General features: G+C 64.8%; 1 protein-coding gene. It reads right to left on the reverse strand.

Annotated features, from left to right (window positions below; all coding sequences use genetic code 11):
* Window positions 1–89 precede the first annotated feature (89 nt).
* The coding region (locus C2U70_RS14085) for an anthranilate synthase component I (protein ID WP_140978736.1) at window positions 90–1,774 on the reverse strand (1,685 nt) is incomplete at its 5' end.

Consider the following 1,774-nt stretch of genomic DNA (forward strand, 5'->3'; position numbering starts at 1 on the left):
GTCATTGCGAGCGAAGCGAAGCAATCCAGACCTTCACCACGGAGGCAGTCTGGATTGCTTCGTCGCTTCGCTCCTCGCAATGACGACATCTAGTTGCTCCCCGCGTCCAGGCGGAACGCATTCTCGACAATACGCAGGCCGACTTCGCCGCCGAGCGACATCAGCGACTCCGGATGGAATTGCACGCCGGCGACCGGCAACGTCTTATGCTCCAGCGCCATGGCGACGCCGTCTTCGGTGCTCGCCGTGACGCTGAGAACCTCGGGCATGCTGTCACGCTCGACATAGAGCGAATGATAGCGGCCGATGACGATCTCGTTCGGCAGGTTGCGCATCAACCTCCCGCCGCGGACCTGCACCCGCGACGGACGGCCGTGCGCGGGATGGGTGAGCTGACCAAGCTCGCCGCCAAAATATTCGCCGATCGCCTGGACGCCGAGGCAAACGCCGAACACCGGCAGCTTCTTCTCCAACGCCGCATCAATCGTCTTCTTGATCGCAAAATCCTCTGGACGGCCTGGTCCGGGCGACAGCACGAGCAAATCCCACGTCCTCTGCTTGAGCATGTCGAGCGCATGCACATAGCGGACCACGGTGACGCTGGCACCGACCTGGCGGAAATAATCGGCGAGCATGTGCACAAAACTGTCGTCATGGTCGATCAGCAGCACCTGCTTGCCCGATCCGGTCGCATCCGGCGCAAAGGTCGACAGCGGCTTCGGCGGATCGCCGCGCAGCGCCTGGAACAGGGCTGCCGCCTTGACCTGGCATTCGCGGTCCTCGGCGGCGGGATCTGAATCAAACAGGCAGGTGGCGCCAACCCGCACCTCGGCCAGACCATCCTTCATGCGGATGGTGCGGATGGTGAGGCCGGTGTTGATGCTGCCGTCAAAATTCACGGCGCCGATCGCACCGGCGTACCAACGCCGCGGCGAGCGCTCGTGATCCTCGACGAACTGCATCGCCCACAGCTTTGGCGCGCCGGTGACCGTCACCGCCCAGGCATGGGTGAGGAACGCATCGAGCGCGTCGAAACCGGGGCGCAGCACGCCCTCGACATGGTCGACGGTGTGGAAGAGCTTTGAATAGGTCTCGATCTGCCGCCGCGCCAGCACCTTGATGGTGCCGGGCACGCAGACGCGCGCCTTGTCGTTGCGGTCGACGTCCGTGCACATGTTGAGCTCGAACTCGTCCTTCTCCGAGTTGAGGAGCTGGCGGATCTGCTCGGCGTCGCCGATCGCATCGGTGCCGCGCGCAATGGTGCCCGAGATCGGACAGGTCTCGACGCGGCGACCATCGGAGCGCACGAACATCTCCGGCGAAGCCGACACCAGAAACTCGCCGGCGCCGAGATTCATCAGCGCGCCGTAAGGCGACGGGTTGATGACGCAGAGCCGCTGGAACACTTCTGCCGGCGAACGGTCGCAGGGTTCGCCGAAGAGCTGGCCGGGCACCGCCTCGAACAGATCGCCGCGCGCGAAAGCCGCGCGCGCGGTCTCGACGGTCGCCTGATATTCACCCGGCGCGTGATCGGCAAAGCCCTGGCGCGGCGTCTTGAGATAGGGACTGTCAGCGGTCTCGCGCGGCAGGCCCGCGGTGGACTGTCCCTTCCAGGCAAAGTCGTAGGAGATCACTGTGCCGCGGCCGGTCGCGCGGTCATAGGCGAGCAGGCGATCGGGCACAAAAAGAACGATGTCGCGCTGGTCCTTTTCGCGCGCGCGCTTCTGCACGAGATCCTCGATCTGGAAGACGAGGTCGTAGGCGAAGGCGCCGA

It is taken from the genome of Bradyrhizobium guangdongense, from assembly GCF_006483445.1.
GTDB lineage: Bacteria > Pseudomonadota > Alphaproteobacteria > Rhizobiales > Xanthobacteraceae > Bradyrhizobium > Bradyrhizobium guangdongense_A.